Source organism: Candidatus Synechococcus spongiarum SH4 (assembly GCF_000586015.1).
Lineage (GTDB): Bacteria > Cyanobacteriota > Cyanobacteriia > PCC-6307 > Cyanobiaceae > Synechococcus_B > Synechococcus_B spongiarum_F.
This window is the reverse complement of the sequence record NZ_JENA01000118.1, coordinates 1-5,067: the sequence shown is the minus strand read 5'-3', so window position 1 is coordinate 5,067 and position 5,067 is coordinate 1. Positions and strand designations below refer to the sequence as shown.

Below are 5,067 nucleotides of genomic sequence, written 5' to 3'. Positions count from 1 at the left end.
CCAGCGCCATGGCGCTGGCGGCCAGTTGGTTGGCGGAACGGGCAGAACGGATTCTGGACAAACCCTTGATGCCCAGCGCCAGCAGGGCCACGGCCAGAAGATCCAGGGCGGCCTGGAAGAGGGCGGCGGAACTCATTGACCCCCTCCGGAGGATTTGCGGCTGCTGCGAAACATGGTCAGCATTCGATCAGTCACCAGGAAGCCGCCCACCACGTTGAAGAGGGCAAATCCCAGGGACACCGAGCCCAGACTCAACAGGAGGATGTTCTCTCCGGCCCTGGTGATCAGGGTGAGGGCCGCCAGCATGGTGATGCCGCTGATGGCGTTGGCGCCGGACATGAGAGGCGTGTGCAAGGTGGGTGGCACCTTGCCAATCAATTCCAGCCCCAGCAGGCTGCCCAGAAGCAGAACCCAGAGTTGTTCCTGAAAACCATCCATCACGCGGACCTCGAAGCGTTGACGACGTCGTCACGGTGACAGTGACCGTTATGGGTGAGCAGACAATCCTTGAGCAACGGATCCTGGAGATCCAGATGCAATACCCCGTCCTGCAGGTACTGCTCCAGCAGGGCCGCCAGGTTGCGCCCGTAGAGGGAACTGGCGTGATAGGGGACTGTGCAGGGGAGATCACTGGCGCCAATAAGCTTGACCCCATTGCGGTTGATGGTTTGACCGGGCACGGTTGCAGCGCAGTTCCCCCCTCGTTGACCGCCAGGTCCACCACCACGGCCCCAGGCCGCATGCGCTCCAGCATGGCTTCGCTGATGAGGCGGGGAGCGGGGCGACCGGGCACCTGGGCTGTGCAGATGACCACGTCCGCCAAGGCCAGTTGATCGGAGAGTTGCTGACGTTGAGCCGCAAGAAAAGCTTCTGAAGCCTGCCTGGCGTAGCCGTTGGCCTCGGCAGGCTGCTCCTTCACCTGGGGCGGCCCGATGAACCGGCCCCCCAAAGACTCACCTGTTCCTTCACGGCAGGTCGAATGTCCGAGACGTAGACCACGGCCCCCAGCCGCCGCGCCGTGGCCACAGCCTGTAATCCCGCCACCCCTGCCCCGAGGATCAGGACCCGGGCCGGCTGCACGGTTCCTGCAGCGGTCATCAGCATGGGAAAATAGCGATCCAGCGCGGCAGCCGCCAGAAGAACCGCCTTGTAGCCAGCGATGTTGGCCTGTGAGGACAGGGCATCCATGGCTTGGGCCCGGCTGATGCGCGGCAGCAGTTCAAGGCTCAGGGACGACAATTTGCGGCGATTCAACTGCTGCACCAGGGTCTGATTGCCGTAAGGCGCCAGTAGACCGATCACCGTACTGCCCGTGACCATGGCCTCCAGGCGGCCGTGGTCCGGCGCCCCGACACAGAGGGCCACCTGGCAGTGACGCCAGCCATCCTCCACCAGTTCTGCGCCTGCCTTGCAATAGTCCTGATCGCTGAAACCGGAGGCCTGGCCGGCCCCGGATTCCACAAGCACGACACAGCCCTTGCCCACAAGACGACGCGTTGTTTCCGGACTGCCTGCCACGCGGGGCTCATCCGGTTTCCCTTCACGGGGAATCAGCACCGTGCAGGTAGAACCCGTTGACTGAAGCGGCACGAAACCGACACACAAAACAGCAAAATAGACAGACTGTGCTCAGATGGCCACCAACTGGCCTCCCCTTGCTGTCCATGACCATTCCCCCAGCGGTGGTCTCCCTCAGTCGCCAACTCTGGCGTTGCCAGTGGCTGGTGCTGATGAATGGCCTTGCTCCAGCCGATGATAGGGGCGGTTTTCGCCGCCGGCCCAGTTGTTTTCGTGAGACGCTGCTGGGCAGCGGCCAGGATCAGGGGGTTCCTCGCCATGTGCTGATTATCGGACAAAGCTGTCCCTGGGCACACCGCACCTGGCTGGTGCGCCAACTCAAGGATCTGGCCAGTTTCATTGACATTGCCGTGGTTCAGCCCAATCCCGCCACGGGCCGCTGGGTGTTCCGGGAACCCTTTGAAGGGGTCCGACAGTTGTGGCAACTCTACAGGGACTCCGGCGCCGACCCAAGTGCGCGGGCCACGGTCCCTGTCCTGTGGGACCGGTACGAGGGGCGGATCATTAACAACGAAAGCGCCGACATCATTGGCCAGTTGGACAAGCTGCCTCCGGGACCCGATGCGGTCACCGCCACACTCCGACCCTCCGACCTGATTCCATCCATCGAGACCTGGTCCGAGTGGCTTCAGGGTGACGTGAACGACGGTGTGTATCGCTGCGGCTTTGCGCGCACACAGGAGGCCTACCAGCGGGCGCTGGATGATGTCTTTGCCGGGCTGGACGCGGTGGAGCAGGCCCTGGCGGATGGACGTCCCTGGATCTGCGGGGAGTTGTTGACCATGGTGGATGTGCGCCTCTTCCCCACCATGGCCCGCTGGGAGGCGGCCTATCAGGACCTGTTTGGCTGTGGGCTGCGCCCCCTGTGGAGTTTTCCGTTTCTGTGGGCATGGCGCCGCCGCTTCTACCAACTGCCCAACGTGGCGGCAACCTGCCCAAGCGAGACCTGGCGTCAAGACTATTTCGGGAGCCTTTTCCCCTTGAACCCCTCGGGCCTTGTTCCCAAGGCGCCGCCCCTGGCCAGTTTGCTAGATTTGCCCTTCCCGAAATCCTGATGAACAACCCCAGCCCGGATCCGGTGAGCACGGCGGACCAGAGTACGGATCCACTTCACCAAGGTATGTTCGGGACCTACCGCATCACGGCCGCCGACCGACGAGAGGTGACAGGCTACCGGATTTCCGTGCTCGCGTTGGCTGTGGCCCAACTGGGCTGTCTGGTGCAATGGGTCTGGGCTGGGGCCGCCTGGATTGGCCCATGGCTGGTGGTCATGGCCGTTGCCCTGGGACTGGCGCTGCACTGGATCCACATTTACCTGCGCCCGCTCCATCAGGCGCTGCGGTTGCTCTGGCTGTTGGGGGTTGGCGGTGGCCTTGCTCTGGCCCATCAGGCGGGGCCGGCCCACATGGGAAACACCCTCCTGGCCCAACCCCTCTGGATCATGGCCGTTGGTCCCTACTTTGCCGCATTAACCGGATTGGGCTTCAAGGAGTTCTTCTGTTTCCGCCGCCCTGAGGCGGTGGGTGTGACCCTGCTGGCGCCGCTTTTGCTGATGCTGGCCCTGCTGGGGGTGGCGCCGCTGGAGACGCAAGGCCCGTTCTGGCTTCTGGAGGCGGTGCTGCTGCTGGTGATGGCTGTGGGCAAGTTCCGGTTGGATCCGGCGGCCGATATTGGCGATAAGAGCGTGTTTCAGGAACTGGAGCGCCGCCGCACCGTGCGTTGAACCTGCCCTGTTGCCAGCCTAGAATGGCAAGAATCAACGCCCCACGGTCGAGATGGATTGGCCACAGATTCGCACCATGTCCCTCGAACAACTCACCAAGGCGTTGATGGATCTCAGCGAGGGGGAAGCCTGGATTCGCTTCAAGCCCAAGCAAACCGTCAAGATTCTGGGATCCGAGGCGGCGGATGCCATTGAAACCATGCTGGGTGAAGCCGGCCGCAGAAGCAAGGCGCCCTATGAGTTGGGGACCAAGGTTCCGCTACGGGAGTTCAAGCTGGTGCTGTGCCGCGCCATTGCCGAGTCCCTGCTCAAGCAAGAGAACAGTGACTCCGGCGATGACTGAGCAGTACGGGTTCCCCCAGGGCCGTGGGGAAAAGAATTCGGATTTCCTTCCTGAACGGCATGATCCAATCCGAGGGTTCATCACTAGCCTTCAGAAGACTTCTCTGGTCAACAAACCATGAAAACCATCGACGACCATATCCGCAAGGATGAGGACGAAATGCTCAAGGCCAGGGCCGAGGGCCAGGATGGCAAAGTCAGACACCTGGAGGGGGAGCTCCGTGACCTGAAGGAGTACAAGCAGCACCATCCTGGTGATTCCCACGACCCCTCACCCCTTGAGGTCTACTGCGACAGCAACCCCGAGGCCCCGGAGTGTCGCATCTATGAAGACTGAATTCGGAGCAGGAACCCCACCCAGGGCTTAACCGAGGGCGGCCGGCTTCCGCCCGAGCCTTGTCCGTGTTCCGTGTTCCCTGTTTTGTGTCCCCCTCGGGAACGGCTTTGCGTCCATGTCTGTGGTGCATGGCCATCCACGGCTTGGCGGGGGTCAGGTCCTTGTGGATATCCGCCGTTCTCCTGATCGCCACAACTCAGGGCTTGGCAACCAGAGCCTTCAGAACGGCGTCGCGATGAATCTCACCGATCACCTTGCCAGTGTCATTGACCACATTGAGAACCCTGTCTGTGGTAACAGATTGATGTAACAGATCCTCAATGACAGTGTCACGGGCTACGCTTGCCTCACCTCTGTTTTTATCCCTGTTGCGGTGGCAAGGGGTCATGATTGCTTCGGCTGTGAGTACGCGCCCTCGATTCACGTCACGGACGAACTCCCGCACATAGGGACTGGCTGGCTTGAGCACAATATCCTGCGGGCGACCCACCTGCTCAACCAACCCGTCCTTGAGGATAGCGATATGGTCACCGAGCAGCAAGGCCTCGTCCAGATCATGGGTGATGAACACGATGGTTTTGCGAAAGTCTTGCTGCAGGCCCATCAACTGCTTTTGCATCTGGTTGCGGATGAGGGGATCCAGGGCACTGAAGGGTTCGTCCATGAGCAGAATGTCCGGATCGGTGCATAGCGCCCGCGCAAGTCCCACCCGCTGCTGCATACCCCCCGAGAGTTGACGCGGAAGTTGACGTTCAAACCCGTCCAGACCAACCTTGTCCAGCCAGCCCAGAGCCCGTTCCATGCGCTTGGGCCTGGACACCCCTTGAACCTTGAGACCGTAAGCCACGTTCTCCCAAACCGTGATATGGGGGAACAGGGCAAAGCGCTGAAACACCATGCTGACGGTTGAGCGCCGGAATTTCACAAGCTCCTGCCTGTTGAGGCTCAGCACATCACGTCCACTGACCAGCACCTGACCTGCAGTGGGTTCAATCAACCGATTGATATGACGGATCAGTGTGGATTTCCCGGACCCGGATAGCCCCATGACCACAAAGATTTCCCCATCAGCAACATTGAGGCTCAC

The 5,067-nt window shown here is 61.5% G+C and carries 6 protein-coding genes and 1 pseudogene; 4 read left to right on the top strand and 3 right to left on the bottom strand.

Features of this window, described 5'->3' with window-relative positions; all coding sequences use genetic code 11:
* Window positions 1–132: 132 nt before the first annotated feature.
* Together BG35_RS0106310 and BG35_RS10670 are read right to left on the bottom strand one after the other, a co-directional pair.
* The gene (locus tag BG35_RS0106310; RefSeq protein WP_025782161.1) at window positions 133–438 is read right to left on the bottom strand and encodes an NAD(P) transhydrogenase subunit alpha part 2; all 306 of its coding nucleotides are present in this window, start codon (window positions 436–438) and stop codon (window positions 133–135) included.
* A pseudogene (locus BG35_RS10670) lies at window positions 438–1,557 on the bottom strand (NAD(P) transhydrogenase subunit alpha). Before BG35_RS10670 ends, BG35_RS0106310 begins: the two are co-directional and overlap by 1 nt.
* Window positions 1,558–1,664: 107 nt before the next feature.
* Here BG35_RS10670 and BG35_RS0106300 point away from each other — a divergent pair.
* The 4 genes from BG35_RS0106300 (at window position 1,665) to BG35_RS0106285 (ending at window position 3,980) form a co-directional block, all read left to right on the top strand.
* On the top strand, window positions 1,665–2,633 hold the full coding sequence (locus BG35_RS0106300; protein WP_025782160.1) for a glutathione S-transferase C-terminal domain-containing protein: 969 nt from the start codon (window positions 1,665–1,667) through the stop codon (window positions 2,631–2,633).
* Window positions 2,633–3,301, top strand: coding sequence for a DUF2301 domain-containing membrane protein (locus BG35_RS0106295; protein ID WP_025782159.1), 669 nt, complete (start codon window positions 2,633–2,635; stop codon window positions 3,299–3,301). Before BG35_RS0106300 ends, BG35_RS0106295 begins: the two co-directional genes overlap by 1 nt.
* 76 nt (window positions 3,302–3,377) lie before the next feature.
* A complete protein-coding gene (locus BG35_RS0106290) occupies window positions 3,378–3,644 on the top strand; it encodes a hypothetical protein (protein WP_236619811.1) in 267 nt (88 codons plus the stop codon).
* A gap of 117 nt (window positions 3,645–3,761) precedes the next feature.
* Window positions 3,762–3,980, top strand: a complete 219-nt coding sequence (locus BG35_RS0106285; protein ID WP_025782157.1) for a CP12 domain-containing protein — start codon at window positions 3,762–3,764, stop codon at window positions 3,978–3,980.
* Between the two features lie 196 nt (window positions 3,981–4,176).
* Here the strand turns inward: BG35_RS0106285 and BG35_RS0106280 are convergent.
* Window positions 4,177–5,067, bottom strand: an 891-nt coding sequence (locus BG35_RS0106280) for a quaternary amine ABC transporter ATP-binding protein (protein ID WP_025782156.1), incomplete at its 5' end; no start/stop codon positions are given.